The organism is Citrobacter sp. MGH104 (genome assembly GCF_001034485.1).
Classification (GTDB): domain Bacteria; phylum Pseudomonadota; class Gammaproteobacteria; order Enterobacterales; family Enterobacteriaceae; genus Citrobacter; species Citrobacter freundii.
The window spans coordinates 3,628,629-3,654,534 of record NZ_KQ089818.1; the positions used below are offsets into that span (position 1 = coordinate 3,628,629).

Here is a 25,906-nt window from a genome sequence, read left to right on the forward strand (position 1 = left end):
GGCATGGCTTCACGGTCATGCCGGACTGAACCAGAGGAAAAAAGTATGTTGGATATCGAGAATATCGTCGACACGCAGTCCGAAGCAGAAGAACTTGAAGAAGTGGTGATGGGCCTCATCATCAACTCCGGTCAGGCGCGTAGCCTGGCGTACGGCGCACTTAAAATGGCCAAGCAAGGCGATTTCGAGTCGGCCAAGGCGATGATGGACCAGTCTCGTCTGGCTCTGAACGAAGCGCACCTCGTGCAAACGAAACTGATTGAAGGCGATCAGGGTGAAGGTAAAATGAAAGTTAGCCTGGTGCTGGTCCACGCGCAGGACCACCTGATGACATCAATGCTGGCGCGTGAGCTGGTGACTGAACTGATTGAACTTCACGAAAAGCTGAAATAGCGAGGAGTGCATAATGCAGCTACAGATTAACGCACCGGAAATCAAAACTGTTTATGAACAGCAACTGTTTAATGGCAAAAATTTCCATGTGTTCATCTATAACAAAACTGAGAGTATCAGCGGGCTGCATCAGCATGACTACTATGAATTTACCCTGGTTTTAACCGGGCGCTATTATCAGGAAATCAACGGTAAACGCGTACTACTCGAACGTGGAGACTTTGTCTTTATCCCGTTGGGATCGCACCACCAAAGTTTTTATGATTTTGGTGCGACAAGGATCCTTAACGTCGGCATCAGTAAACGTTTTTTTGAACAGCACTATCACCCGCTACTGCCATTTTGTTTCGTTGCATCGCAGGTCTATCGGGCGAATAACTCGTTTCTTACCTATATTGAAACGGTTATTGCATCACTTAACTTTCGCGAGAGCGGACTGGATGAATTTGTAGAAGTGGTCACCTTCTATATTATTAATCGGTTACGTCATCATCGCGAAGAGCAGGTGTTGGATGATATTCCGCAGTGGCTTAAAACCACCGTTGAGACCATGCATGACAAACGGCAGTTTAGCGAGAATGCGCTGGAAAATATGGTACACCTGTCCGCGAAATCCCAGGAGTACCTGACCCGCGCAACCCAGCGTTATTACAGCAAAACGCCGATGCAGATTATTAATGAAATCCGCATTAACTTTGCTAAAAAACAGCTGGAAATGACGAACTATTCTGTAACGGATATTGCTTACGAGTCTGGCTACAGTAGTCCAAGCTTGTTTATTAAAACGTTTAAAAAGCTGACGTCGTTTACACCGAATAGCTACCGTAAGAAATTAACTGAATTTAATCAGTAGATATTATTTGCCAATAACCCATTTTTTATAGCTTGCCCAAAATAGCGTCGGGACAGCCACGCTATACCTGACTTACGGGTTGAGCATAATACACGTCAGTGTTTTGACACTGAAGGGAGAAAGTATGAGCCAGAAATTAAAAGTCGTCACTATCGGTGGCGGGAGCAGCTACACCCCTGAATTACTTGAAGGCTTTATTAAGCGCTATCAGGAATTACCGGTTTCTGAATTGTGGCTGGTTGATGTCGACGGTGGAAAAGAGAAACTGGACATTATTTTTGACCTATGCCAGCGCATGATCGATAAAGCCGGCGTACCGATGAAGTTGTTTAAAACGCTGGATCGCCGTGAAGCACTGAAAGATGCTGATTTCGTTACCACCCAGCTGCGTGTAGGGCAACTGCAAGCCCGTGAAAAGGATGAACGCATTCCGCTGAGCCACGGGTATCTGGGGCAGGAAACCAACGGCGCTGGCGGGTTGTTCAAAGGCCTGCGTACCATTCCGGTTATCTTTGATATTGTTAAAGATGTGGAAGAACTGTGCCCGAATGCGTGGGTGATCAACTTCACTAACCCAGCCGGGATGGTGACTGAGGCGGTTTATCGCCATACGAATTTCAAGAAATTCATCGGCGTATGTAATATTCCGATCGGCATGAAAATGTTCATCAGCGACGTGCTGGCGCTGAAAGAGAGCGATGACTTATCTATCGACCTGTTTGGTCTGAACCATATGGTCTTCATTAAGGATGTTCTGGTCAACGGTGTGTCACGCTTTGATGAACTGCTTGACGGCGTTGCTTCGGGTCAATTGAAAGCCTCTGGCGTGAAGAACATCTTCGACCTGCCGTTCAGCGAAGGATTGATTCGTTCGCTGAAGCTGCTGCCGTGCTCGTATCTGCTGTACTACTTCAAGCCAAAAGAGATGCTGGCGATCGAAATGGGCGAGTACTATAAGGGTGGCGCACGTGCTCAGGTAGTACAAAAAGTTGAAAAACAACTGTTTGATCTCTACAAAAATCCTGAGCTAAACGTTAAACCGAAAGAGCTGGAGCAGCGCGGCGGGGCCTATTACTCCGATGCGGCCTGTGAAGTGATCAATGCCATCTACAATGACAAACAGACCGAGCACTATGTCAACGTTCCTCACCATGGGCATGTTGATAATATTCCTGCCGACTGGGCGGTTGAGATGACCTGTACGCTGGGGCGCAACGGTGCTACGCCGCATCCGCGAATTACCCATTTTGATGAGAAAGTGCTCGGCCTTATCTATACCATTAAAGGTTTTGAAGTGGCGGCGAGCAATGCGGCATTGAGCGGCGAGCTGAATGATGTGCTGCTGGCGTTAAACCTGAGTCCGCTGGTGCATTCTGACAGCGATGCCGAGATTCTGGCGCGTGAGCTAATTCTGGCACATGAAAAATGGCTGCCAAACTTCGCCGGGTGCATTGAGAAACTCAAAAGCGAACAACACTAACTGAGGTCGGCTATGGAACGCGTACTGATTGTAAATGCGGATGATTTTGGCCTGAGTAAAGGACAAAACTACGGCATTGTTGAAGCTTGTCGCAATGGTGTTGTCACCTCGACAACGGCGCTGATTAACGGTGCGGCAATTGACCATGCGGTACAGCTGAGTCGCGACATACCTGAACTTGCCGTCGGAATGCACTTTGTTCTGACGCTGGGCAGGCCGTTGACGGCAATGCCGGGCCTTACTCGTGACGGGGTACTGGGGAAATGGATCTGGCAGATGGCTGAGGAAGACACTCTGCCGCTGGATGAAATTTCTCAGGAACTGGCCGCACAGTATCAGCGTTTTATTGACCTGTTCGGGCGGGAGCCGACGCATCTGGATAGCCATCACCATGTGCATATGTTCCCGCAAATTTTCCCTATCGTAGCAGGGTTTGCTGCCCAGAAGGGGATTGCGTTGCGTATCGATCGTCAGGCCGTATTCCAGGCGTCTGACTTACCGGAAACCTTACGGACTTCCCAGGGATTCAGCAGCGAGTTTTACGGTGAAGCGATTTCTGAAGCTCTGTTTTTGCAGACGCTTGATGCGTCAGCCGATCGGGGAGAATCCTCGCTGGAAGTGATGTGTCATCCGGCTTTTATCGATGACATTATTCGTCAAAGTGCCTACTGTTACCCCCGCTTAACTGAGCTCGACGTGCTGACGTCTTCGTCACTGAAATATGCTATTGCGGAGCGCGGTTATCGTCTTGGCAGTTTTCTAAACGTGTAATTCCTGAGTTTGCGGCGCTTGATGCGCCGCATTTTTTTAGGCCGGAATCGTGTCTATTTTTCCGGCGCGTGACCAGACGCGGTGCGCGGTCATCAGCGTCAGCAGGGTATCCATGAACTGTGTGTCTGCACTGTCCGCTTCCACCACGCCTTCTTCTCCTTCTTTTTTGATATTCAACGTTGCTTTAAACTGACGAGCATCGCCAGCCAGGGCGATAGGTTTTAAGTGTTTATACGCTTCGAGTAAGTAATATCGGGCATCTCCGTTCATTGCGATATCCGCAATATTCCCACATGGAACAATGACTGCATCGACCGTCAGGGATGGCGAACCCGCAAAGGTACCGGCGATTGTCAGAACGGAGCCATCGTCGGCAACCACATTCCCCATTCGGGAATAGAGCAGTTTGGCATGAACACCTTCGGCCTGTAGGGCTTGCATGATGGCGAGCAGATCGGCCGATTTCACCTGGTCATTAAGTAAAATGGCGACCACACGGCCCTTAATCTCACCTTGCGCACCTGCATATAAACTGAGTGACGGCGCATTTTTCAAACCGTTGACGTTGGCCGGCGGTATAATTTTGGTTTGTTCCTCAGTGAGTTCAAAACCGAGATTCCCGGCAACCGCCGTGGCGAGGGCAGTATCAATATGAACTAACTGTTCGACCACTCTTTCTCTGATATAGGGGCGCGTAACTTTGCTAAGTTCGAAACTGAATCCGCCGATAATATGCTGCTGTTCAATTGGCGTCTGACTTAGCCAGAACAGACGAGGCTGCGCATAGTATTCGCCGAAAGAGGGGCTGCGTTCGCGGATTTTGTTTCCTTCAATCCGTTCCTGATACGACTCAAATCCACCGCGTTTTGGCCCCGGAGGTGTTTCACGCGGCCAGTTATCATTGATGGAATTCGGTTCATAGTTGGCTGGGTTGGTATCGATGTCCATGCGATGCATGCCGTCACGCTGGAAATTATGATACGGACAGGTTGGGCGATTAATTGGGATTTCATGGAAGTTGGGCCCGCCCAGACGACTGATCTGGGTATCGGTATAGGAGAACAAGCGGCCTTGCAACAAGGGATCGTTAGTAAAATCGATGCCCGGGACGATGTGTCCGGGATGAAAAGCCACTTGCTCATTTTCGGCGAAAAAATTGTCCGGATTGCGGTTTAGCACCATTTTACCTACGAGTTGTACCGGAACCAGTTCTTCAGGTATCAATTTCGTTGGATCGAGCAGGTCAAAATCGAACTTGAATTCGTCCTCTTCAGGAATGAGTTGTAGCCCCAGTTCATATTCCGGATAATCTCCCGCTTCAATCGCCTCCCACAGATCGCGGCGATGAAAGTCGGGATCCCGACCGGTAAGTTTTTGCGCTTCATCCCATACCAGCGAAGCTTTGCCTGCCAGTGGTTTCCAGTGGAAACGGACAAAGGTGGCTTTCCCTTGCGCATTAATCAACCGAAATGTGTGAATGCCAAAGCCTTCCATCGTGCGATAGCTGCGCGGAATACCCCGATCGGACATTGCCCATATGACGTTGTGCAACGTTTCAGGCTGTAATGAGACATAATCCCAGAAGGTGTCATGGGCGCTTTGGCCCTGCGGGATAGCCCAATGCGGCTCCGGTTTAACCGCATGGACGAAATCTGGGAATTTATGGGCATCCTGAATAAAGAAGATGGGAGTATTGTTTCCCACCAGGTCGAAAATGCCCTCTTCAGTGTAAAACTTGGTCGCAAATCCCCGTATATCTCTGACCGTATCCGCAGAGCCTGCGCCGCCCTGAACCGTAGAGAATCGGACAAAAACCGGGGTGATTTTATTTTCATCACTCAGAAAGTCCGCTTTCGTCGTCGCGCTGAGACTGGCATAGGGCTGAAAGTAACCGTGAGCGGCAGAACCTCGGGCATGTACGATCCTCTCCGGGATGCGTTCATGATCAAAATGGGTGATTTTTTCCCGCAGGATGAAGTCTTCCAGCAGAGTTGGCCCACGGTTTCCGGCGCGCAGAGAGTTTTGATCGTCCGCAATGCGCACGCCCTGATTGGTGGTCAGGGCAAAATCCTCGCTTCCTTTGCGAAAACTGTCCAGCGCGTTGAGTTTGTCACTTGTGACGTCAGGCGCTTTTAAGCTGCCGGATGTGGTGGGTTGCATGCCTGGTGGCGTGGGTTCAGGCGCTGGCTGATGTGAACCGTCTGCTGGCGCCAGTGAGTCAAGTCCTGGCTGGGATTCGCTGGCATCATGAACCGGCGCTGAGTGATGGAGTGGGTGCTTATCGTTCTGTGACATTAAACTCGTCTCCTGTTTTCATCGCTGAAAGGGTCGTTGTTGCTGTCAAAAACTTTAACTATAGACCACTCATTCAGCGGCGCAGGTACAGGCCGATGACGTAAAGCGCGATGAACCAGGCAAACAGCGCACGCAAGGCAGGACGTCAGGAGGCAAAATCGGCTAAGATAGCGGTTTTCTGATTTTTAGAATTTGTCTTTAGTGAAGCAACTGATTATGAAACCTCTTCGCCAACAAAATCGTCCGGTTATCAGCTATGTTCCTCGCGTGGAGCCCGCTCCACCAGAGCATGCGATTAAAATGGATGCGTTTCGTGACGTATGGATACTGCGCGGAAAATATGTCGCTTTTGTCTTAATGGGGGAGTCGTTTCAACGTTCACCTGCATTTACGGTCCCGGAATCAGCGCAGCGCTGGGCTAATCAGGTTCGTCAGGAAAATGAACTGAGCGATTAATGGATATAAAAAAACCGCCGGAGCATGATACTCCGGCGGTTTTTTGTTTTTTAGCTGACAGACTTAGCGATGCGCCAGTTCGGCGTTATCGTCGCTGTCCAGAATAGTTTTATCGGTCTGCTTCAGCCATTGACTGGTCAGCGTACCGGCAGTCATGGAACCGCTTACGTTCAACGCAGTACGACCCATGTCGATCAGCGGTTCAACGGAGATCAACAGCGCAACCAGCGTGACCGGCAGACCCATAGCAGGCAGAACGATCAGCGCGGCAAACGTTGCACCGCCACCGACACCCGCAACCCCTGCGGAACTTACGGTCACGATACCAACCAGCGTGGCAATCCACATTGGGTCCAGCGGGTTGATTCCAACGGTCGGCGCGACCATTACTGCCAGCATTGCCGGGTACAGACCCGCACAACCGTTCTGACCAATCGTGGCGCCAAAAGAGGCGGCGAAAGAGGCGATGGATTCAGGCACGCCCAGACGACGGGTTTGCGCTTCAACGTTCAGCGGAATTGAGGCTGCGCTGGAACGGCTGGTGAAGGCGAAAGTCAGCACCGGCCATACCTTACGGAAGTATTTCAGCGGGCTAACGCCGTTAATACCCAAGAGGATCCCGTGAACCACGAACATAATGCCCAGACCGAGATAAGAGGCCACGACGAAGCTACCCAGCTTAATGATGTCCTGAAGGTTGGAACCGGCAACCACTTTGGTCATCAGCGCCAGAACACCGTACGGCGTCAACTGCATCACCAGACGAACCAGCTTCATCACCCAGCTTTGTAGGGTATCGATAGCCGCCAGAACGCGCTCGCCTTTTGGTGCATCATCTTTCAGCAGTTTCAGTGCGGCTACACCCAGGAATGCTGCGAAGATAACTACGCTGATAATCGACGTCGGGTTGGCGCCAGTCAGATCGGCAAACGGGTTTTTCGGAATAAACGACAGCACCAGTTGCGGAACGCTGAGGTCAGCCACTTTGCCAACATAGTTGGTTTCAATCGCGTTCAGACGGGCCGTCTCGGCACCACCTTGCACCAGACCTTCGGCGGTCAGGCCGAACAGGTTGGTCACCAGAACCCCAACCAGTGCGGCAATCAGCGTGGTAAACAGTAGCGTTCCGATGGTCAGGAAGCTGATTTTACCTAACTGAGAGGCATTGTGCAGACGCGCAACGGCGCTGAGAATAGATGCAAATACCAGCGGCATAACAATCATCTGCAGCAACTGGACATAACCGTTGCCGACAATGTTGAACCACTGTACGGAATCTTTAAGAACCTGGCTGTCGGAACCATAAATGGTGTGCAGGGCAAGGCCGAACACGACACCCATGACCAGACCGACCAGTACTTTTTTGGCCAGACTCCACTGTTTGTGCCGGGCTTGCGCCAGCACGAACAGCAGCACTATGAACACGATAATGTTCGCGATTAAAGGAAAGTTCATCCCCGTTCTCCTGATCTTATTATGCGTATCACCGTTTAAAGGTGATTCTGTTGGCGCAAGATTAGCAGAACTGTGACATGCCTCTTATATTCAAATGGAATTGTTTATACCGAAAATGACTTTTTGGCTGATTTATTAGTCAATCTGATGCGTTATGAAACGATTGAACTGCATTTGTAGCGTATTAATCATCTGCGAAGACCAGCGTACAGCGCTGTTCTCTTGTACGGTCTGCGGCATCCAGATTGCCCATGCGAACAGTGCCATGCACAGAAACCGCTCCAGTTGGTTGCCTTTTTGCGGCACGAGAATGGGCAGACGAAAACGCCAGCGGCAGGGCCAAAGCAGGGGAACGCCCGCTGGGGTCAGCATATCGGCCAGAATATGGCTGAGATAACCGAGAACCATACCTTGTAAGGCATCAGCCGGTATTATCCAGGTGTCCGGGACTTTCAGGTAAAACGTGGTCAGCAGGGCAAAGACTGCAAGCAGGCTATGCGTAAACCCGCGATGACCAAATGCCCGGGCAATGGGTTTTGATATCCACTTCAGACGCTGCCCCAGCAGGGATTTGGGATGATCAATATCCGGCAGCAGGCACGTTAAAATGGCGGAAGGAACAATATGCCACCAGTCACCCTGCGCAAGAATGGGCGTTAGCTCGGCATTCTTGGCAAATACCGCACAGGCAATAGAAAAAAGAAGGTGGCCTTCCGCCGTCATGATAAAACCCAATAAACTGTCGATTCATACAGTATAGGGGTTTTATACAGTAGGCGGAAGAGGTGACGTTGTAACCCTTTGTCACAAGTGCGCCATTACCGCGCCAGCCAACCGCCATCCACGGCTAGCGTATAGCCATGAATATAGTCAGAGGCGGAACTTGCGAGGAATACGACCGGGCCTTTCAGATCATTTGGCGTGCCCCAGCGCCCTGCGGGAATACGATCGATAATCTCCTGATTGCGCTCGCTGTCTGCGCGCAACTGCTGGGTATTATTGGTCGCCATATAGCCGGGTGCGATAGCATTGACATTAATTCCTTTGGCCGCCCATTCATTGGCGAGCAGGCGAGTGATGCCCAGTACGCCGCTTTTTGATGCTGTATAGGAAGGGACGCGGATTCCGCCCTGAAAAGAGAGCATCGAGGCAATGTTAATAATTTTTCCGCCATTGCCCTGAGCCAGAAACTGGCGCGCCACGGCCTGTGACAGAAAGAAAACAGATTTGAGATTCAGATTCATCACGTCATCCCAATCCTTTTCACTGAAGTCCAGCGCATCCTGACGGCGTATGGTTCCCGCATTGTTGACCAGAATATCGATCCGGCCAAACGCCGACACCGATTGTGTCACGATGCTGGTGAGAGCATCTTGTTGGCTGAGGTCGGCCTGAATAGCCATAAAACGTCGACCGAGGGCGTTAATTTTCTCTGCGGTTTCATGTGGTATTTTACGATTCACGCCGACTACATCGCAGCCCGCTTCAGCCAGCGCCACTGCCATACCCTGCCCAAGGCCGGTGTCACATCCAGTGACGATGGCTACTTTACCTTCGAGACGAAAAGCTTCCTGAATCATGCTCACCTCAACTATTTATGTCATTAACGCTTGCTCTATAGGGCAAGAATAGGAGAGGTTAAACAGAAATTCAATTAAAAATGAAACGCTGTTTTAAAAATAAGGAACTGAGAAAGCGGGCAATACGATCATTGCCCGTTACAGGATTAGCCGCGCAGATGAGCGGCAGTAAGTTCGGTGAGCGAGGTTAGTTTGACGTCGGCAAGGACGAAGCGGGGATCGTCCTGATTCTCATGCGCTGGTACGACGATGGAACGCATACGGGCGGCTTTTGAAGCAATCATGCCGTTTACCGAGTCTTCCAGCGCAACGCAGTTTAACGGGTCAATGCCCAGTTTCGCCGCACAATCGAGGTAAACCTGCGGGTGCGGTTTGCTGTAAGGCAGTTTTTCTGCAGAAGCCAGCGCATCGAAGCTGCTGCGCAGATCAAACATGGTCAGCACTTTTTCCAGCATATGCAGCGGCGAGGCGGATGCCAGTCCTACTTTGATTCCCTGAGATTTGCACAACCCCACGGCTTCACGCACACCCGGCAGCAGCGGTTTTGTTTCTTCCACTAACGCAATGGCCCGGGTGATGATGCGCTCGGTGACCTCCTGACGTGAGGGACCGTTCCACGGTTGCTGCGCAAACCACAAATCGACCACCATATCGATGCGTAAGCCAAGGGTGTCGGGAAGTTCATGGCGGCGGGAGATATCAACGCCTAAACTTGCTATCACATCCAGTTCGGCCTGATCCCAAAGCGGTTCAGAATCGACCAGTAATCCATCCATATCGAAAATTGCAGCAAGAATTTGACGCGGGGTTGACATCACAACCTCTCCTTTACGGTGATAAAAGGGATTAAGAGCCAGTCATAACAGGCTCTGAGCGTTCATTATGGCTAATTCAGCAGTATACCGCCTTTAAAGATCAGGCGAAAACGGTTATCAACGGGTAAACTTAGGCCAAAATGACACGTCTTTATCAAGGGGAACTCATGACGTATCAACAAGCTGGACGCATTGCCGTCTTGAAAAGGCTGGCGGGATGGGTAATTTTCATTCCCGCGCTGATTTCAACACTGGTTTCTGTACTGAAGTTTATGTATGCGCACAGCGAAAAGCAGGAGGGAATTAACGCGGTCATGCTCGATTTTGCTCACGTGATGATCGATATGATGCGGGTTAATACACCTTTTCTTAACGTGTTCTGGTATAACTCGCCAACGCCCGATTTTCAAAGTGGACTGAATCTCGTTTTTTGGCTGATATTCATCCTGATTTTTATCGGTCTGGCGTTGCAAGATTCAGGCGCCAGAATGAGCCGCCAGGCACGTTTCTTACGCGAAGGCGTTGAGGATCAGCTGATTCTGGAACAGGCAAAAGGCAGTGAAGGATTATCCCGCGAGCAACTTGAGTCGCGAATTGTGGTACCGCACCATACGATCTTCTTACAAATTTTCCCGCTTTATATTTTGCCGGTGATCGTTATCGTGATCGGCTACTTCTTCTTCTCATTGCTGGGCTTTTTGTAAGTGCCGCTCTATCGGGCCTGCCATGTTGCGAAACGGCAGGCCTGATAAGCAACGCGGTACGTAGTTAAGCAGCGAGTAATCTATCCAGCGCTTTCTGCGCCACAACCAGATGCTGTCCTCCGAACAGAATTGCTCGATTCAGCAGCGTATAGAGCTGGTAGATTGGCTGCCTGTCAAGAAAGTCCAGCGGTAGTGGTGAGACAGACTGGTAACCGTCATAAATTTGCGGCGGCTGATCGATATGTAACGGCAGCATTGCCAGGTCGCACTCTCTGTCCCCCCAGTAGCAGGCAGGGTCAAAGATGTACGGACCGTTAGGACCGAGGGCGCAGTTCCCGGACCACAAATCACCGTGCAGGAGAGACGGCTGCGGCTGATGAGAAGAGAGACGTTGCTGGACATGTTCGACGATGGCATCAATATTGCCAAACGCAATGCCTTTTTCAGCGGCGAGTTCCAGTTGCCAGCCTATACGCTGCTCGGCGAAAAAGGTTGACCAGCGACGTTGCCAGGTATTGGGCTGCGGTGTGGTAGAGAGCGCGTTATCGAAGTCGAGACCAAACTGAGGCTGGTCGCTCCATTCGTGCAAATGCGCAAGCTGTTGACCGAGGATAAACGCGTTATGCGCATCAAGCGGACGGGGAGGGAGGAAATCCATCACCAGAAAGCTGTAATCTCTGTCTGCGCCTACTGCCCAGACTTTCGGTACCGATACAGTTTGACTGCGGGAAAGTAGCTCCAGCTGATCGGCTTCTGCCGTAAAGCCGGTTAACAGCTCTCTTTCATCGCATTTGACGAAAAAATCCCGCCCCGCATAGCGTAAATGCCATGCGGCGTGAATCTCTCCGCCGGGCAGTTCATTACGCAGTTCGATTTCGCCTTCACCTAATTGCTCGCTTAAAAGACGACTGATAGCCTGCCACATGATGTCTCTCCCCATGTTGTCTGCCAGATCATAAGGTTAGCGCAAGAATGCGGTTAAAAAACACGAACTGACGCACACCACGGACGCGTCATCGCTGGAAAGGCACTTAATGTTTGTCGCTCTTCTTCACCCCGTACCGTTGTGGAGACGTCTGACTGCACATGATTCACTTCTTTGTAATAACGTGATTTTTTATCATAGTCGCATAACACCCATGCTGACAGTTTTACGCGAGAATCCCCCTTTCTCTTCAAAAGAGGGACGGTGTCATTACTGAGTGAGATACGAATAAATTTTTTGCGTGTCGTCCAAAGAGCACAGGCGCGTACCCTGATTTAGCGTTGCAGCGCTACCTGCGGCGACGCCGTAACGGACAATATCCTCAAAAGGTGCATTCTCAGCCAGTTTAAGCGTCATGGCCCCGACCATACTGTCGCCCGCGCCTACGGTGCTTTGACTTTTCACCGGTGGCGGAACCACCTGAACGCAGGTATCTCGATCTACGCCCAGCGCCCCTTGCGGCCCAAGCGAGACCACAACGCGGTGCGCTTTTCCACTATGTACGATTTCCTGTGCGGCCTTGCGCACATCATCGGGCTGTGTCAGTTCTCGATTTACCAGCGCACTCAGTTCTTTGAGGTTAGGTTTGACCAGTTCGATATTGCCGATGGCTAACGCCGCCGTCAGTGCTTCACCTGAACTGTCGACAATACAGCGGATCCCTTGTTTTTGTGCGGTGGTAATCAGTCGGGACAACTTCTCAAGCTGTACGCCGGGCGGCAAACTACCGCTGATGACCAGCAATGCACCAGATTCAATTTCCAGCACCTGATCCTGAAGTTGGTAGAACTCGTCATCGGTCAGCGCAGCGCCAGGCATGACAAAACGATACTGTTCGCCGCTGGACTCAACGTGGACATGAAGATTTTGTCGGGTCCAATCTTTGGCTTCGACGGTGGATACGGGAACATTTTCGTCGGCGAGCAATGCAACAAGATGCTCTCCGGTTGCACCCCCCGCGGGGAAAATCGCCGTTGCGGTTCCGCCAAGATGGGCAATTGCGCGAGCAACGTTGATGCCGCCGCCGCCGGGTTCAAAAACTGGCGAGGTACAACGAAGCTTACCTTCCGGGTAAATTTGCGGAGTGATTGTTGCGCTATCGAGAGAGGGCGCAAGTGTTAACGTATAGATACGTACCATCTTTACCTCCTGTTAGGCTGTCCTCAGTCTGGCACTTAACCTCCCGAAAGTGAAGTAATTAACAACATGATTTTTCATATCTTTATTTAAAATTATCGTCATAAAGTTATATAAATAAAATAAAGGTTTAGGAACGCTCTTATTCAAAAAATGAAATAAGAATTTATTGCTATGTTATTCGAGTCTTTTTATAATTTGTTACCTTTCAAGGGTCTTTTGTCATTGATCCATATGAAAGTTTCCGAGACCGTAATGGTCTCTTTTTTTGTTGTACGGACTCTTAATAAATGAAGCTTTTGAAGACAGTGCCCGCAGCATTGCTGCTGACGGGAGGCCTGCTTGCGTCAATGCATGCTGCCGCCGATGATTCCGTTTTTACTGTCATGGATGACCCTTCCAGCGCGAAAAAACCCTTTGAAGGTAACCTGAACGCGGGATATCTCGCCCAGTCAGGCAACACAAAAAGTTCTTCTTTAACCGCAGATACCACCATGACCTGGTACGGCCAAGCGACCGCATGGTCTCTGTGGGGAAATGCCAGTAATACCTCCTCAAATGATGAGCGTTCATCGGAGAAATATGCCGTAGGTGGCCGTAGTCGTTACAACATGACCGACTATGACTATCTCTTTGGACAGGCAAGCTGGTTGACCGACCGCTACAACGGCTACCGCGAGCGTGATGTGCTGACCGCGGGTTATGGTCGTCAGTTCCTCAACGGGCCTGTGCACAGCTTCCGTTTCGAATTCGGTCCTGGCGTGCGCTATGACGAGCACACGGATGGCACCACCGAAACACAGCCGCTGGGCTATGCGTCCGGGGCCTATGCATGGCAGATGACGGACAATACCAAGTTTACTCAGGGTGTGTCGGTATTCGGCGCTGACGATACCACACTCAACTCTGAAACTGCCCTGAACGTTGCTATCAACGAACACTTTGGGTTAAAGGTGGCTTACAACGTGACCTGGAACTCTGAACCACCGGCAACAGCGCCGGAGCATACCGATCGCCGCACGACAGTTTCCCTCGGCTATCGGATGTAGTGACAAGCCGGGTCAAATAAATGGCCTGGCTTTTCTAAATTAAAGTTAAGTTTATTTAATATTTAATTTGCGTTTTATTTTTCTACCTGGCCATAACGCGCTATTTTCAGACGAATTCGATTAATCGATAAATAAACGAAATCGGAACAGCGGGTGAGCGTCATTTATCCCCAGATCATCGCAGCCCAGCGCAGCATCAACATGGCCGCACAAATAACGAGCAGAATCACAACCATCTTCCAGTGTTTCTTCGCAAAGCGATTTGTGGGCATTGTTTTTTTCCTGCTCAGGCTTAGATGACTTTGTGCAAGTGTAACAAAGATGGTTGGGTGTCAGTGAATTGATTTACATCATAGAGCGCGCGTTGATTGCTGCTTTGATCGACCCGTAATGCCGTGTACACTGTCAAACGGTGTTATCAAAAAGCGGGTGTAGGTCCAGTGTGGTCTTTAAGGCGACCAGTGACATATTTCGCAGAGTGAAGCGGGAATCAGCCCACACCTTTTTGATAATTTTAAATATTGAATCTTTGTATGTGATCTTACGTGTGGGTCACCACTGCAAATAAGGATATAACATGCCTGTTATTACTCTTCCTGATGGCAGCCAACGCCATTACGACCACGCTGTAAGCCCCATGGATGTTGCGCTGGACATCGGTCCAGGTCTGGCGAAAGCCACTATTGCTGGCCGTGTTGACGGTGAGCTGGTAGATGCTTCCGATCTGATTGAGCATGATGCGAAGCTCTCCATCATCACCGCGAAGGATGAAGAAGGTCTGGAGATCATTCGTCACTCCTGTGCACACCTGTTAGGGCACGCGATCAAACAACTCTGGCCGCACACCAAAATGGCGATCGGACCGGTTGTTGATAACGGTTTTTACTACGATATCGATCTTGACCGTACGTTAACCCAGGAAGACGTCGACGCGCTTGAGAAGCGGATGCACGAGCTCGCTGAGAAAAACTACGATGTCATTAAGAAGAAAGTCAGCTGGTACGAAGCGCGTGAAACCTTCGTGAAGCGTGGCGAGACCTATAAAGTCTCCATTCTTGATGAAAACATTGCCCATGATGACAAGCCTGGCTTGTACCATCATGAAGAATATGTCGATATGTGCCGTGGCCCGCACGTGCCGAATATGCGTTTCTGCCATCACTTCAAACTGATGAAGACCGCTGGGGCATACTGGCGTGGCGACAGCAATAACAAGATGCTGCAGCGTATTTATGGTACTGCATGGGCAGATAAAAAAGCCCTGAATGCCTACCTGCAACGTCTGGAAGAAGCGGCCAAACGCGACCACCGTAAAATCGGCAAGCAGCTTGACCTGTATCACATGCAGGAAGAAGCGCCGGGTATGGTGTTCTGGCACAACGATGGCTGGACTATCTTCCGTGAACTGGAAGTCTTTGTTCGCTCAAAACTGAAAGAATACCAGTATCAGGAAGTGAAAGGTCCGTTCATGATGGACCGCGTGCTGTGGGAAAAAACAGGTCACTGGGACAACTACAAAGATGCGATGTTCACCACCTCTTCTGAGAACCGTGAATACTGCATTAAGCCAATGAACTGCCCTGGCCACGTACAGATCTTTAATCAGGGTCTGAAATCCTATCGAGATCTGCCGCTGCGTATGGCTGAGTTTGGTAGCTGCCACCGTAATGAACCGTCAGGTGCGCTGCATGGCCTGATGCGTGTTCGTGGCTTCACTCAAGATGATGCGCATATCTTCTGTACTGAAGAGCAGATTCGTGATGAAGTTAACGCGTGCATTCGTATGGTCTACGATATGTACAGCACCTTTGGCTTCGAGAAAATCGTCGTCAAACTGTCCACTCGCCCCGAAAAACGTATCGGTAGCGATGAAATGTGGGACCGTGCTGAAGCTGACCTGGCCGTTGCGCTGGAAGAAAACAACATCCCGTTTGAGTTCCAACTGGGTGAGGGCGCGTTCTACGGTCCGAAAATTGAATTTACCCTGTATGACTGCCTCGATCGTGCATGGCAGTGCGGTACTGTACAGCTGGACTTCTCCCTGCCGTCCCGTTTAAGCGCCTCTTACGTTGGCGAAAACAACGAACGTCAGGTGCCGGTTATGATTCACCGTGCAATTCTTGGGTCGATGGAACGTTTCATCGGTATCCTGACTGAAGAGTTCGCTGGCTTCTTCCCGACCTGGCTTGCGCCGGTTCAGGTTGTGGTCATGAACATCACCGATTCTCAGTCTGAATACGTTAACGAATTAACGCAGAAACTACAAAATGCGGGTATTCGTGTAAAAGCAGACTTGAGAAATGAGAAGATTGGCTTTAAAATCCGCGAGCACACTTTACGTCGTGTCCCTTACATGTTGGTCTGTGGCGACAAAGAGGTAGAAGCAGGCAAAGTTGCCGTGCGTACCCGTCGTGGCAAAGACTTGGGCAGCCTGGACGTAAATGAAGTGATTGAGAAGCTGCAACAAGAGATTCGCAGCCGCAGTCTTCAACAACTGGAGGAATAAGGTATTAAAGGCGGAAAACGAGTTCAAACGGCACGTCCGAATCGTATCAATGGCGAGATTCGCGCCCTGGAAGTTCGCTTAACAGGTCTGGAAGGCGAAGCTTTGGGTATTGTGAGTCTGAGAGAAGCGATCGAAAAAGCTGAAGAAGCTGGAGTAGATTTAGTTGAAATCAGCCCTAACGCCGAACCGCCAGTTTGTCGTATTATGGACTACGGCAAGTTCCTTTATGAAAAGAGTAAGTCTTCTAAGGAACAGAAGAAAAAGCAAAAAGTTATCCAGGTTAAGGAAATTAAATTCCGTCCTGGCACCGACGATGGCGATTACCAGGTAAAACTCCGCAGCCTGGTACGCTTTCTGGAAGATGGCGATAAGGCTAAGATCACGCTGCGTTTTCGCGGTCGTGAGATGGCCCACCAACAGATCGGTATGGAAGTGCTCAACCGCGTCCGTGACGATCTGAGTGAACTGGCAGTAGTCGAATCCTTCCCTACGAAGATCGAAGGCCGCCAGATGATCATGGTGCTCGCTCCTAAGAAGAAACAGTAAGGCCTTCAAGTAGCAATGTCTGTGGAGCCTACGGGTTCCACAGCCGTTGTTCGCCTACGTTTCGTTTATTAACAATGCGAAGTGGAAGTTATTAAAATGCCAAAAATTAAGACCGTACGCGGTGCTGCTAAGCGTTTCAAAAAAACCGGTGGTGGTGGATTTAAGCGTAAGCACGCAAACCTGCGTCATATTCTGACCAAAAAATCTACTAAGCGTAAACGTCACCTGCGTCCAAAAGGCCTCGTGTCTAAAGGCGATCTGGGTCTGGTTATCGCGTGCCTGCCGTACGCATAAGCCGTTAACGTTTAATTCATTTTTTTACTAAGAATATAGATACAGGAGAGCACATATGGCTCGCGTAAAACGTGGTGTAGTTGCCCGTGCACGTCACAAGAAAATTTTGAAACAAGCTAAAGGCTACTACGGTGCGCGTTCTCGCGTATACCGCGTTGCCTTCCAGGCTGTTATCAAAGCTGGTCAGTACGCTTATCGTGACCGTCGTCAGAAAAAGCGTCAGTTCCGTCAACTGTGGATTGCGCGTATCAACGCAGCAGCACGTCAGAACGGTATTTCTTACAGCAAATTCATCAACGGCCTGAAAAAAGCCTCTGTTGAAATCGACCGTAAGATCCTGGCTGACATCGCAGTATTCGACAAAGTAGCGTTCACCGCTCTGGTCGAAAAAGCGAAAGCAGCTCTGGCATAAGCCGGTGAAAAGAGGGAGCCTGGCTCCCTCTCTTTTATTTGCAGTACAATCAATTAGTTGACAATTTATCCGTAAGCCTTTTCAATAAAGGTTGTCCGGTTTTTACCACACAAGGTAACGCAAGCATGAATGCTGCTATTTTCCGCTTCTTCTTTTACTTTAGCACCTGAAATCAGGAGGCTTGCGCGTGAAAGAAGAAACGGAAAACAGCGCCTAAAAGCCTCCCTGGTGGAGGCTTTTTTTATACGCGTCATCCTTCAAGTTGTCTCTGTATTGGCTGCATTCGCTCTTTTGCTGCGTTGATACAACTTGAATGATTTTGCGTATATATGAGCGACTAGTGAATATCGCAACATAACGAGGAAAACCATGTCACATCTCGCAGAGCTGGTTGCCAGTGCAACGGCCGCCATTAACCAGGCTTCAGATGTTGCCGCGTTAGACAATGTCCGCGTCGAATATTTGGGCAAGAAAGGGCACCTGACCCTTCAGATGACAACCCTGCGCGAACTGCCGCCAGAAGAGCGCCCGGCAGCAGGTGCGGTGATAAACGAAGCCAAAGAACAGGTGCAGCAAGCGCTGAACGCGCGTAAGGCCGAATTAGAAAGTGCTGCCCTGAATGCTCGTCTGGCAGAAGAAACTATCGATATCTCCCTGCCAGGGCGTCGTATCGAAAACGGCGGTCTGCATCCTGTAACGCGTACAATTGACAGGATTGAAAGTTTCTTTGGTGAGCTGGGCTTTACCGTGGCGACTGGTCCGGAAATCGAAGATGACTATCATAACTTCGATGCGCTGAACATTCCTGGCCATCATCCGGCGCGCGCTGACCACGACACTTTCTGGTTTGACGCGACGCGTTTGCTGCGTACGCAGACTTCCGGCGTGCAGATCCGCACCATGAAGGAAAAACAGCCGCCGATCCGTATTATCGCCCCGGGCCGTGTATATCGTAACGATTACGATCAGACTCACACCCCGATGTTCCATCAGATGGAAGGGCTGATTGTTGATACCAACATCAACTTCACCAACCTGAAAGGCACGCTGCACGATTTCCTGCGCAACTTCTTTGAAGAAGACCTGCAGGTTCGTTTCCGTCCTTCCTACTTCCCGTTCACTGAACCTTCTGCGGAAGTAGACGTGATGGGCAAAAACGGTAAGTGGCTGGAAGTGCTGGGTTGCGGGATGGTTCACCCGAACGTGCTGCGTAATGTTGGCATCGATCCGGAAATCTACTCGGGCTTTGCATTTGGTATGGGGATGGAGCGTCTGACCATGCTGCGTTACGGTGTTACCGATCTGCGTTCTTTCTTCGAAAACGATCTGCGTTTCCTCAAACAGTTTAAATAAAGGCAGGATAAAACAATGAAATTCAGTGAACTGTGGTTACGCGAATGGGTAAACCCGGCGATTGATAGCGATGCTCTGTCAAACCAAATCACAATGGCAGGTCTGGAAGTTGACGGTGTGGAACCTGTTTCCGGCGCGTTCAACGGCGTTGTGGTGGGTGAAGTGGTTGAATGTGGCCAGCACCCGAACGCTGACAAACTGCGTGTCACCAAAGTGAATGTAGGCGGCGACCGTCTGCTGGATATCGTCTGCGGTGCGCCAAACTGCCGTCAGGGGTTGAAAGTGGCTGTGGCAACCGTTGGTGCCGTTCTGCCGGGCGATTTCAAAATCAAAGCCGCGAAACTGCGCGGTGAGCCGTCTGAAGGTATGCTGTGCTCATTCTCTGAGCTGGGTATTTCCGACGATCATAACGGGATTATCGAACTGCCGGCCGATGCGCCAATTGGCACCGATATCCGTGAATACCTGAAGCTTGACGACAACACTATCGAAATCAGCGTCACGCCGAACCGCGCCGACTGCTTAGGCATTATCGGTGTCGCACGTGATGTTGCTGTGCTGAACAAAGCTCCGCTGGTTGAGCCGGAAATCGCGCCTGTAGCGGCAACCATTAGCGACGTCCTGCCGATTCAGGTTGAAGCCGTGGAAGCCTGTCCACGCTATCTGGGCCGCGTGGTTAAAGGCATCAATGTTAAAGCGCCGACCCCGCTGTGGATGAAAGAAAAACTGCGTCGTTGCGGTATTCGTTCAATCGATGCCGTGGTTGACGTGACTAACTATGTGCTGCTCGAACTGGGCCAGCCGATGCACGCATTCGACAAAGACCGCATTGAAGGCGGAATTGTTGTCCGTATGGCAAAAGAGGGTGAGACCCTGGTATTGCTGGATGGCAGCGAAGCGAAGCTGAATGCGGATACGCTGGTGATTGCGGACCATAACAAAGCGCTGGCGATGGGCGGCATCTTTGGTGGCGAACATTCCGGCGTGAATGATGAAACGCAAAACGTCCTGCTGGAATGTGCATTCTTCAGCCCGCTGTCTATTACAGGTCGCGCACGTCGTCACGGTCTGCACACCGATGCTTCTCACCGCTATGAGCGTGGTGTTGATCCGGCTCTGCAACATAAGGCCATGGAACGTGCAACGCGCCTGCTGATCGATATCTGCGGCGGCGAAGCGGGTCCAGTCATTGACGTGACGAACGAAGACACGCTGCCAAAACGCGCAACCATTACGCTTCGTCGTAGCAAACTGGATCGTCTGATCGGACACCATATTGCGGATGAGCAGGTGAGCGACATTCTGCGTCGTCTGGGTTGTGACGTGACGGAAGGGCAGGATGAGTGGAAAGCGGTCGCGCCGAGCTGGCGTTTCGATATGGAAATTGAAGAAGACCTGGTCGAAGAAGTCGCCCGTGTATACGGTTATGACAATATCCCGAACACGCCGATTCAGGCGGGTCTTATCATGGGTACGCATCGTGAAGCGGATTTGTCGCTGAAACGTGTAAAAACCATGCTGAATGACAAAGGCTACCAGGAAGTAATTACCTACAGCTTCGTCGATCCGAAAGTCCAGTCGCTGCTGCACCCGGGTGAAGAAGCACTGCTGTTGCCAAGCCCAATCTCTATTGATATGTCGGCTATGCGTTTGTCCCTGTGGACCGGCTTGCTGTCTACGGTAGTGTATAACCAGAACCGTCAGCAGAACCGCGTACGTATTTTTGAAACGGGTTTACGTTTCGTACCGGATACACAGGCCAATCTCGGGATCCGTCAGGATCTGATGCTGGCGGGCGTGATCTGCGGTAACCGTCATGATGAACACTGGAATCTGGCAAAAGAGACCGTTGATTTCTATGATCTGAAAGGCGATCTGGAAGCGGTTCTCGACCTGACCGGCAAACTGGCAGACATTCAGTTCAAAGCTGAAGCGAATCCAGCACTGCATCCGGGTCAGTCTGCGGCGATTTATCTGAAAGGTGAACGTATTGGTTTCATTGGGGTTGTTCATCCTGAACTGGAACGTAAACTGGATCTGAACGGTCGCACTCTGGTGTTTGAACTGGAGTGGAATAAGCTCGCAGACCGCGTGGTGCCTCAGGCGCGTGAAGTTTCTCGCTTCCCGGCGAACCGTCGCGACATCGCGGTTGTTGTGGCCGAAAACGTTCCCGCTGCGGATATTTTATCCGAGTGTAAGAAAGTTGGCGTAAATCAGGTAGTTGGCGTAAACTTATTTGACGTGTACCGCGGTAAGGGTGTTGCGGAGGGTTATAAGAGCCTCGCTATCAGCCTGATCCTTCAGGATACCAGCCGTACACTTGAAGAAGAGGAGATTGCCGCTACCGTCGCCAAATGTGTAGAGGCATTAAAAGAGCGATTCCAGGCATCATTGAGGGATTGAACCTATGGCGCTTACAAAAGCTGAAATGTCAGAATATCTGTTTGATAAGCTTGGGCTTAGCAAGCGGGATGCCAAAGAACTGGTCGAGCTGTTTTTCGAAGAGATCCGTCGTGCTCTGGAAAATGGTGAGCAGGTAAAACTCTCTGGTTTTGGTAACTTCGATCTGCGTGATAAGAATCAACGTCCGGGCCGTAACCCGAAAACGGGCGAAGATATTCCCATTACAGCACGGCGCGTGGTGACCTTCAGACCCGGACAGAAGTTAAAAAGCCGGGTCGAAAACGCAACGCCCAAAGAAGAGTGATTTAACGATCCGTTAAGTCACTTGCTCTGCCATCAAAGCGGCAGCGCAAACCATGATATATAACTAAAAAGGCCGCTCTGCGGCCTTTTTCCTTTTCACTACCGAATCAGCACCGTAGAATCACCTTCATCTCTTTTCAGCAGAATGGAAAACATGCTGACTTTCGCCCATCAACAGCAGCGTCGAAATGTGCGCTGGATACTGTCACTGTCAGTACTTATGCTACTGGCAACGATTCTAAGCTTGTGCGCAGGAGAACAATGGATCGCTCCCGGCGACTGGTTCAGCGCCCGCGGCGATCTGTTCGTCTGGCAAATCCGACTTCCCCGTACCCTTGCCGTTTTGCTGGTAGGCGCTGCGTTGGCCTTATCAGGCGCAGTGATGCAAGCTCTCTTTGAAAATCCGCTCGCCGAGCCGGGATTATTAGGCGTGTCTAACGGCGCGGGAGTCGGGCTTATCGCGGCGGTGCTGCTGGGGCAGGGGCAACTTCCCGGCTGGGCATTGGGCCTTTGCGCCATTGCCGGGGCGCTGATTATCACGCTCATACTGCTACGTTTCGCCCGCCGTCATTTGTCTACCAGCCGTCTGCTACTGGCAGGGGTGGCGCTGGGGATTATCTGTAGCGCGCTGATGACATGGGCCATCTACTTCTCCACCTCATTTGACTTACGACAGCTGATGTACTGGATGATGGGGGGCTTCGGTGGCGTAGACTGGCATCAGGCCTGGCTCATGGTGGCGTTGATTCCGGTACTGGTGTGGATCTGCTGTCAGTCGCAGCCGATGAATATGCTGGCATTAGGAGAGACGTCTGCTCGTCAGCTGGGGCTGCCACTATGGTTCTGGCGCAACCTGCTGGTGGTCGCCACGGGCTGGATGGTCGGCGTGAGCGTGGCTCTGGCAGGGGCGATTGGTTTTATTGGGCTTGTGATACCGCATATTTTGCGACTGTGCGGCCTCACCGATCACCGTGTTTTATTGCCAGGTTGTGCGTTGGCTGGTGCAATCGCATTACTGTTTGCTGATGTTGTCGCGCGTCTGGTGCTGGCCTCGGCTGAGTTACCTATCGGCGTGGTGACGGCCACCATGGGCGCACCGGTATTTATCTGGTTATTGTTAAAAGCCGCGCGCTAGAACGCGTTGGTTCGGTCTATGATTAAAAACTGAAAATCCACCTGTTGTTCTGGAGATGCTATGCAAAACACTATCCTCGATACAGAAGTGACGACCATCGACGGCGAGGTTACCTCACTGCAGCCGTATTCCGGAAATGTGCTGTTAATTGTCAACGTTGCTTCAAAATGTGGACTGACGCCGCAGTACGAGCAACTGGAGAATCTGCAGAAAACCTGGCACCAACAGGGCTTCAGCGTTCTTGGTTTCCCTTGCAATCAGTTTCTGGGCCAGGAGCCGGGCAGCGAAGAGGAAATAAAAACGTACTGCAGTACCACCTGGGGCGTAACTTTCCCGATGTTCAGCAAAATTGACGTCAACGGCGAGGGACGCCATCCGCTGTATCAGAAGCTGATTGATGCCGCACCAACGGCCGTTGCACCTGCGGACAGTGGGTTCTATGAGCGAATGGCGAGCAAAGGTCGTGCGCCGCTCTACCCGGACGATATTCTGTGGAATTTCGAGAAGTTTTTAGTGGGTCGCGATGGAAAAGTGCTGCAACGATTCTCACCGGATATGACGCCTGAGGATCCCATTCTGGTGCAAACCATCAAGCAGGCGCTGGCAAACTAATGTCTCGATTGATGCAGCTACAGGACGTCGCGGAATCGACCCGTCTTGGCCCGCTTTCTGGTGAGATAAAAGCAGGAGAGATCCTGCATTTAGTGGGACCAAACGGTGCCGGAAAAAGTACGCTGTTGGCGCGTATGGCGGGTCTGACGAACGGAGAGGGCAGCATCACTTTTGGTGATATGCCGTTGGAGGAATGGCCGGCTGCCAGGCTGGCGCAATATCGTGCCTATCTTGCGCAACAGCAAAATCCGCCGTTTGCGATGCCGGTCTGGCATTTTCTGACGCTGCATCAACCCGACAAAGCACGTACCGATCTGTTACAGGAGGTCGCCGATGCGCTCGGCCTGGGAGATAAACTGGGGCGCGGCGTGAACCAACTCTCCGGCGGTGAGTGGCAGCGTGTGCGCCTGGCTGCGGTTATCCTGCAGATTTGCCCACAAGCGAATCCATTAGGTCAGCTTTTACTCCTGGATGAGCCGATGAACAGTCTGGACGTCGCGCAACAAAACGCACTGGATCGATTGTTGAGTCAGCTGTGTTTGCAGGGCATAGCGATTGTGATGAGTAGTCACGACCTTAATCACACCTTACGCCATGCGCATAAAGCCTGGCTACTCAAACGTGGGAAACTGCTTGCCAGTGGTTCTCGAGATGCGGTACTGACGCCGGCCAATCTGTCTGCGGCCTATGGTGTCAACTTCCGACGTTTGGATATTGAAGGGCATAGAATGCTCATATCAACCACTTAAGTTAAATGGGTTCTTGAAAAGCATATAATTTCCACGCTAAATTGGTATAAAAATAAAATTCAGAGGATTCGTACTGAATGCGCTTTTGGCTCCTTTTAATCACAGCATTGTTTTTGGCGGGCTGCAGCAGCCATCGTGCGCCTGCGCCAAATGCCCGCTTGTCGGATTCAATCGCCGTTATTGCCGGTCTTAATGATCAGCTACAAACCTGGCATGGCACACCCTATCGTTATGGTGGTATGAGTCGTAGCGGGGTGGATTGTTCTGGATTTGTTTTGATGACGATGCGCGATAAATTCGATCTGCAACTCCCACGCGATACGCGTACGCAATCAAAGATTGGTACCGAAATTGATAAAGACGATTTGCTGCCCGGCGATCTGGTTTTCTTTAAAACCGGGTCTGGGGAAAGCGGTCTGCATGTCGGTATTTACGATACCAATAATCAATTTATTCATGCTTCAACCAGCCGTGGAGTGATGCGCTCGTCTCTGGATAACGTTTACTGGCGTAAAAACTTTTGGCAGGCGCGACGTATTTAATCCTCACAACTCCGAGGCTGCCATCGAGTGGCAGCCTCGACATCACCGTTTGAAAGTTAACTTTTATTTCTGCTTTTGGTTAGACAATACCCATGAACATTAAGAGCGTATCTTGCTAAAAATATGATTTATTCCGAGATATTAAAAAGTGCAAAGCTGGATATTCGCTTATAATCAGGATAAGCTAAAAAAAAGGATTCGATTTACCGGCTAAAAAGGGAAAAATGAAAGGGCCTCTACTTGCATCAGCAGTAACGTATTTCTTCATCCTTTGCTACAGGATGCCGGATAACACCCATGCAGCGGGGCTGGCACGATGATTGTTTCACTGGATAATCTTTACCATTCTGAGTTCTCTTTTCTTCCTGCGAGAAGCGAAAAAGGCGATCTTGAATTCGTCGACATCATCACCAATTTCGCCAGTGCACATGGGGATGTGCGTATACCCACCGAGCTGGTCCTACCTCGGATGTCAGACGACGAACAATGTCGTTTATTTGTAGAAAAACTAGAATTAATCGAAACGTGCCAACATTTTTTTATTCAGCGAAAAGTATTTGCCTGGATTAATTTAACGCCAGCAATTGCTAATACTTTATTATCAGATACTGAACTTGCTTCACAAGTTGAACGATTTTCATTTCTGGAGCTGACTATTAATGAAAGCTATCCGGAGTTAAACAAAGGTAAAGATAATCCAACATTGGCCGCACTTGCTGCGCGATTTCCATTAGTCCTGACAAACTATGGTGCTGGCGGTATATCAACCCGGGCAATTTTTGACGGCCTGTTCAAACGCGTCGTTCTGGATAAAAACTTTGTTCAACAAAGGATTGCACATATTTCGTTTGAGCCGTTTATGCGGGCTATTCTGGCGCAACTATCTCCCAGCTGTGAGTCAATAATCATTAGCGGAATTGATACACAAGAGATGCTGGAGCGCGTTTTGCCTGTAGGATTCAGTGCCATGCAGGGAGGATTGTGGCCTGCAGTGCCTCCTGCGCAGATAATTTCGCTTGCTAAGATATAACCCTTTTATTTGCTGGTGTTTAACAGGCTATTAACAGTCTACACTAGA

At 50.5% G+C, this 25,906-nt stretch carries 28 protein-coding genes and 1 other annotated feature; of the genes, 20 read left to right on the top strand and 8 right to left on the bottom strand.

What is annotated here, in order from left to right:
• The first annotated feature begins 45 nt into the window (after positions 1-45).
• The 4 genes from chbA (at position 46) to chbG (ending at position 3,497) form a co-directional block, all read left to right on the top strand.
• Positions 46-393, top strand: coding sequence for a PTS N,N'-diacetylchitobiose transporter subunit IIA (gene chbA, locus SK34_RS17125; RefSeq protein ID WP_003030618.1), 348 nt, complete (start codon positions 46-48; stop codon positions 391-393).
• Between the two features lie 10 nt (positions 394-403).
• Positions 404-1,246: a transcriptional regulator ChbR gene (gene chbR, locus SK34_RS17130; protein WP_085951046.1), complete on the top strand. Its 843-nt coding sequence runs from the start codon at positions 404-406 to the stop codon at positions 1,244-1,246.
• A 124-nt stretch (positions 1,247-1,370) separates the two neighbouring features.
• A complete protein-coding gene (locus SK34_RS17135) occupies positions 1,371-2,726 on the top strand; it encodes a 6-phospho-beta-glucosidase (RefSeq protein WP_048233595.1) in 1,356 nt (451 codons plus the stop codon).
• Positions 2,727-2,738: 12 nt separating this feature from the next.
• Positions 2,739-3,497 (top strand): chitin disaccharide deacetylase, encoded by a 759-nt coding sequence (gene chbG / locus SK34_RS17140; protein WP_048233597.1) that lies wholly within the window; start codon positions 2,739-2,741, stop codon positions 3,495-3,497.
• A gap of 36 nt (positions 3,498-3,533) precedes the next feature.
• Here the strand turns inward: chbG and katE are convergent, their stop codons facing one another.
• Positions 3,534-5,792 carry a catalase HPII gene (gene katE, locus SK34_RS17145; protein ID WP_048233599.1) on the bottom strand — a complete coding sequence of 753 codons (2,259 nt, stop codon included), beginning with the start codon at positions 5,790-5,792 and terminating at the stop codon, positions 3,534-3,536.
• Positions 5,793-5,984: 192 nt separating this feature from the next.
• On the opposite strand from katE, the gene cedA reads away from it, so the two are divergent.
• Positions 5,985-6,248, top strand: coding sequence for a cell division activator CedA (gene cedA, locus SK34_RS17150; RefSeq protein WP_071524328.1), 264 nt, complete (start codon positions 5,985-5,987; stop codon positions 6,246-6,248).
• A gap of 63 nt (positions 6,249-6,311) precedes the next feature.
• On the opposite strand, the gene tcyP is transcribed toward cedA, so the two are convergent.
• The 4 genes from tcyP to hxpB form a co-directional block, all read right to left on the bottom strand.
• Positions 6,312-7,703 carry a cystine/sulfocysteine:cation symporter gene (gene tcyP, locus SK34_RS17155; protein WP_003840905.1) on the bottom strand — a complete coding sequence of 464 codons (1,392 nt, stop codon included), beginning with the start codon at positions 7,701-7,703 and terminating at the stop codon, positions 6,312-6,314.
• 135 nt (positions 7,704-7,838) lie between these two features.
• A complete protein-coding gene (locus SK34_RS17160) occupies positions 7,839-8,438 on the bottom strand; it encodes a metal-dependent hydrolase (protein ID WP_085951595.1) in 600 nt (199 codons plus the stop codon).
• An 83-nt stretch (positions 8,439-8,521) separates the two neighbouring features.
• Complete coding sequence (kduD, locus tag SK34_RS17165) at positions 8,522-9,283, bottom strand: 2-dehydro-3-deoxy-D-gluconate 5-dehydrogenase KduD (protein WP_003840907.1); 762 nt, start codon at positions 9,281-9,283, stop codon at positions 8,522-8,524.
• 146 nt (positions 9,284-9,429) lie between these two features.
• The gene (hxpB, locus tag SK34_RS17170) at positions 9,430-10,098 is read right to left on the bottom strand and encodes a hexitol phosphatase HxpB (protein ID WP_016150126.1); all 669 of its coding nucleotides are present in this window, start codon (positions 10,096-10,098) and stop codon (positions 9,430-9,432) included.
• A gap of 167 nt (positions 10,099-10,265) precedes the next feature.
• Here hxpB and SK34_RS17175 point away from each other — a divergent pair, with 167 nt between their 5' ends.
• Complete coding sequence (locus SK34_RS17175; RefSeq protein ID WP_003030600.1) at positions 10,266-10,802, top strand: YniB family protein; 537 nt, start codon at positions 10,266-10,268, stop codon at positions 10,800-10,802.
• A gap of 64 nt (positions 10,803-10,866) precedes the next feature.
• Here SK34_RS17175 and SK34_RS17180 read toward each other — a convergent pair whose 3' ends face one another.
• Both SK34_RS17180 and pfkB read right to left on the bottom strand, forming a co-directional pair.
• Positions 10,867-11,727, bottom strand: a complete 861-nt coding sequence (locus tag SK34_RS17180) for a fructosamine kinase family protein (protein WP_003840909.1) — start codon at positions 11,725-11,727, stop codon at positions 10,867-10,869.
• A 270-nt stretch (positions 11,728-11,997) separates the two neighbouring features.
• A complete protein-coding gene (gene pfkB, locus SK34_RS17185; RefSeq protein WP_016150127.1) occupies positions 11,998-12,927 on the bottom strand; it encodes a 6-phosphofructokinase II in 930 nt (309 codons plus the stop codon).
• A gap of 287 nt (positions 12,928-13,214) precedes the next feature.
• On the opposite strand from pfkB, the gene SK34_RS17190 reads away from it, so the two are divergent.
• Positions 13,215-13,973 (top strand): DUF481 domain-containing protein, encoded by a 759-nt coding sequence (locus SK34_RS17190; protein ID WP_016150128.1) that lies wholly within the window; start codon positions 13,215-13,217, stop codon positions 13,971-13,973.
• 164 nt (positions 13,974-14,137) lie between these two features.
• Here SK34_RS17190 and yniD read toward each other — a convergent pair whose 3' ends face one another.
• Complete coding sequence (gene yniD, locus SK34_RS24700; protein WP_003030590.1) at positions 14,138-14,245, bottom strand: small membrane protein YniD; 108 nt, start codon at positions 14,243-14,245, stop codon at positions 14,138-14,140.
• A gap of 305 nt (positions 14,246-14,550) precedes the next feature.
• On the opposite strand from yniD, the gene thrS reads away from it, so the two are divergent.
• The 13 genes from thrS (at position 14,551) to SK34_RS17250 (ending at position 25,858) form a co-directional block, all read left to right on the top strand.
• Entirely contained in the window at positions 14,551-16,479 is a 1,929-nt protein-coding gene (gene thrS / locus SK34_RS17195; RefSeq protein ID WP_003832572.1) for a threonine--tRNA ligase, read from the top strand.
• Positions 16,480-16,482: 3 nt separating this feature from the next.
• The gene (gene infC / locus SK34_RS17200) at positions 16,483-17,025 is read left to right on the top strand and encodes a translation initiation factor IF-3 (protein WP_048997935.1); all 543 of its coding nucleotides are present in this window, start codon (positions 16,483-16,485) and stop codon (positions 17,023-17,025) included.
• A 96-nt stretch (positions 17,026-17,121) separates the two neighbouring features.
• Positions 17,122-17,319 (top strand): 50S ribosomal protein L35, encoded by a 198-nt coding sequence (gene rpmI, locus SK34_RS17205; RefSeq protein WP_003030583.1) that lies wholly within the window; start codon positions 17,122-17,124, stop codon positions 17,317-17,319.
• A 55-nt stretch (positions 17,320-17,374) separates the two neighbouring features.
• On the top strand, positions 17,375-17,731 hold the full coding sequence (gene rplT / locus SK34_RS17210) for a 50S ribosomal protein L20 (RefSeq protein ID WP_003030578.1): 357 nt from the start codon (positions 17,375-17,377) through the stop codon (positions 17,729-17,731).
• 120 nt (positions 17,732-17,851) lie between these two features.
• Positions 17,852-17,976, top strand: a sequence feature (Phe leader region).
• A complete protein-coding gene (pheM, locus tag SK34_RS24860; protein ID WP_001386830.1) occupies positions 17,857-17,901 on the top strand; it encodes a pheST operon leader peptide PheM in 45 nt (14 codons plus the stop codon). (Overlaps the previous feature by 45 nt.)
• Before the next feature lie 124 nt (positions 17,977-18,100).
• The gene (gene pheS, locus SK34_RS17215) at positions 18,101-19,084 is read left to right on the top strand and encodes a phenylalanine--tRNA ligase subunit alpha (RefSeq protein ID WP_003832580.1); all 984 of its coding nucleotides are present in this window, start codon (positions 18,101-18,103) and stop codon (positions 19,082-19,084) included.
• Positions 19,085-19,099: 15 nt separating this feature from the next.
• Entirely contained in the window at positions 19,100-21,487 is a 2,388-nt protein-coding gene (gene pheT / locus SK34_RS17220) for a phenylalanine--tRNA ligase subunit beta (RefSeq protein WP_003030574.1), read from the top strand.
• A gap of 4 nt (positions 21,488-21,491) precedes the next feature.
• Positions 21,492-21,791, top strand: coding sequence for an integration host factor subunit alpha (ihfA, locus tag SK34_RS17225; RefSeq protein ID WP_003030571.1), 300 nt, complete (start codon positions 21,492-21,494; stop codon positions 21,789-21,791).
• A gap of 153 nt (positions 21,792-21,944) precedes the next feature.
• Positions 21,945-22,925, top strand: coding sequence for a vitamin B12 ABC transporter permease BtuC (gene btuC / locus SK34_RS17230; protein ID WP_003832584.1), 981 nt, complete (start codon positions 21,945-21,947; stop codon positions 22,923-22,925).
• Positions 22,926-22,985: 60 nt separating this feature from the next.
• Positions 22,986-23,537 (top strand): glutathione peroxidase, encoded by a 552-nt coding sequence (locus tag SK34_RS17235; RefSeq protein WP_003030569.1) that lies wholly within the window; start codon positions 22,986-22,988, stop codon positions 23,535-23,537.
• Entirely contained in the window at positions 23,537-24,286 is a 750-nt protein-coding gene (btuD, locus tag SK34_RS17240; RefSeq protein ID WP_003030567.1) for a vitamin B12 ABC transporter ATP-binding protein BtuD, read from the top strand. Before SK34_RS17235 ends, btuD begins: the two co-directional genes overlap by 1 nt.
• A 77-nt stretch (positions 24,287-24,363) precedes the next feature.
• A complete protein-coding gene (locus SK34_RS17245) occupies positions 24,364-24,828 on the top strand; it encodes an NlpC/P60 family protein (RefSeq protein WP_003836644.1) in 465 nt (154 codons plus the stop codon).
• Between the two features lie 316 nt (positions 24,829-25,144).
• Positions 25,145-25,858 carry an EAL domain-containing protein gene (locus SK34_RS17250; RefSeq protein WP_003836643.1) on the top strand — a complete coding sequence of 238 codons (714 nt, stop codon included), beginning with the start codon at positions 25,145-25,147 and terminating at the stop codon, positions 25,856-25,858.
• Positions 25,859-25,906 lie beyond the last annotated feature (48 nt).

What these genes read in the sequence shown, in the direction of transcription:
- pfkB (WP_016150127.1), bottom strand. Translation starts at nt 12,927, where the DNA reads ATGGTACGTATCTATACGTTAACACTTGCGCCCTCTCTCGATAGCGCA.
- pheT (WP_003030574.1), top strand. Translation starts at nt 19,100, where the DNA reads ATGAAATTCAGTGAACTGTGGTTACGCGAATGGGTAAACCCGGCGATT.
- chbA (WP_003030618.1), top strand. Translation starts at nt 46, where the DNA reads ATGTTGGATATCGAGAATATCGTCGACACGCAGTCCGAAGCAGAAGAA.
- pheS (WP_003832580.1), top strand. Translation starts at nt 18,101, where the DNA reads ATGTCACATCTCGCAGAGCTGGTTGCCAGTGCAACGGCCGCCATTAAC.
- hxpB (WP_016150126.1), bottom strand. Translation starts at nt 10,098, where the DNA reads ATGTCAACCCCGCGTCAAATTCTTGCTGCAATTTTCGATATGGATGGA.
- ihfA (WP_003030571.1), top strand. Translation starts at nt 21,492, where the DNA reads ATGGCGCTTACAAAAGCTGAAATGTCAGAATATCTGTTTGATAAGCTT.
- btuC (WP_003832584.1), top strand. Translation starts at nt 21,945, where the DNA reads ATGCTGACTTTCGCCCATCAACAGCAGCGTCGAAATGTGCGCTGGATA.
- chbG (WP_048233597.1), top strand. Translation starts at nt 2,739, where the DNA reads ATGGAACGCGTACTGATTGTAAATGCGGATGATTTTGGCCTGAGTAAA.
- thrS (WP_003832572.1), top strand. Translation starts at nt 14,551, where the DNA reads ATGCCTGTTATTACTCTTCCTGATGGCAGCCAACGCCATTACGACCAC.
- SK34_RS17135 (WP_048233595.1), top strand. Translation starts at nt 1,371, where the DNA reads ATGAGCCAGAAATTAAAAGTCGTCACTATCGGTGGCGGGAGCAGCTAC.
- SK34_RS17175 (WP_003030600.1), top strand. Translation starts at nt 10,266, where the DNA reads ATGACGTATCAACAAGCTGGACGCATTGCCGTCTTGAAAAGGCTGGCG.
- rpmI (WP_003030583.1), top strand. Translation starts at nt 17,122, where the DNA reads ATGCCAAAAATTAAGACCGTACGCGGTGCTGCTAAGCGTTTCAAAAAA.
- katE (WP_048233599.1), bottom strand. Translation starts at nt 5,792, where the DNA reads ATGTCACAGAACGATAAGCACCCACTCCATCACTCAGCGCCGGTTCAT.
- tcyP (WP_003840905.1), bottom strand. Translation starts at nt 7,703, where the DNA reads ATGAACTTTCCTTTAATCGCGAACATTATCGTGTTCATAGTGCTGCTG.
- yniD (WP_003030590.1), bottom strand. Translation starts at nt 14,245, where the DNA reads ATGCCCACAAATCGCTTTGCGAAGAAACACTGGAAGATGGTTGTGATT.
- SK34_RS17250 (WP_003836643.1), top strand. Translation starts at nt 25,145, where the DNA reads ATGATTGTTTCACTGGATAATCTTTACCATTCTGAGTTCTCTTTTCTT.
- rplT (WP_003030578.1), top strand. Translation starts at nt 17,375, where the DNA reads ATGGCTCGCGTAAAACGTGGTGTAGTTGCCCGTGCACGTCACAAGAAA.
- btuD (WP_003030567.1), top strand. Translation starts at nt 23,537, where the DNA reads ATGTCTCGATTGATGCAGCTACAGGACGTCGCGGAATCGACCCGTCTT.
- SK34_RS17235 (WP_003030569.1), top strand. Translation starts at nt 22,986, where the DNA reads ATGCAAAACACTATCCTCGATACAGAAGTGACGACCATCGACGGCGAG.
- SK34_RS17190 (WP_016150128.1), top strand. Translation starts at nt 13,215, where the DNA reads ATGAAGCTTTTGAAGACAGTGCCCGCAGCATTGCTGCTGACGGGAGGC.
- SK34_RS17180 (WP_003840909.1), bottom strand. Translation starts at nt 11,727, where the DNA reads ATGTGGCAGGCTATCAGTCGTCTTTTAAGCGAGCAATTAGGTGAAGGC.
- SK34_RS17245 (WP_003836644.1), top strand. Translation starts at nt 24,364, where the DNA reads ATGCGCTTTTGGCTCCTTTTAATCACAGCATTGTTTTTGGCGGGCTGC.
- kduD (WP_003840907.1), bottom strand. Translation starts at nt 9,283, where the DNA reads ATGATTCAGGAAGCTTTTCGTCTCGAAGGTAAAGTAGCCATCGTCACT.